We start from the raw sequence: 380 nt of genomic DNA, 5'->3' as shown, positions 1-380 counted from the left end.
GCCGACACCCCCACGTCCCTCGTGGAGGCGGCCAGTCCGCAGTGGTTCTGGATGGAGGAGCGCTTCCCCGGCGCCGACCAGTGGAACTCCCTCCACGAGCGGCTCGTCGAAGCCTGGCGCCGGCAGGCGGAACTGCTGCCGCCCGGCCCGGTCCACTTCGCGCACTCCGAGACGGACGAGCTCGGCGAGGACCTGATGACGGTCGCCTACCTCCAGGAGACCGCCGAGCAGGCGGGCCTGGCGACCGTGGAGCTGTCCGTCGAGCAGATCGGCTGGGACAGCCTGTCGGGCCGGTTCGTCGACCGGGGGCTCGGCTTCATCCGCAGCTGCTTCAAGCTCTACCCGTGGGAATGGCTGGTCACCGACCCCTTCGCCCCGCA

Annotated in this window: 1 protein-coding gene; it reads left to right on the top strand. The window is 71.1% G+C overall.

From position 1 onward, the window contains the following. Nucleotides 1-380, top strand: a 380-nt coding sequence (locus G3I78_RS50915; protein ID WP_164437450.1) for a glutathionylspermidine synthase family protein, incomplete at both ends; no start/stop codon positions are given.

The sequence above is a fragment of the Streptomyces sp. SID13726 genome, from assembly GCF_010548375.1.
Taxonomy (GTDB): domain Bacteria; phylum Actinomycetota; class Actinomycetes; order Streptomycetales; family Streptomycetaceae; genus Streptomyces.
This window is presented reverse-complemented; position numbering and strand designations above follow the sequence as displayed.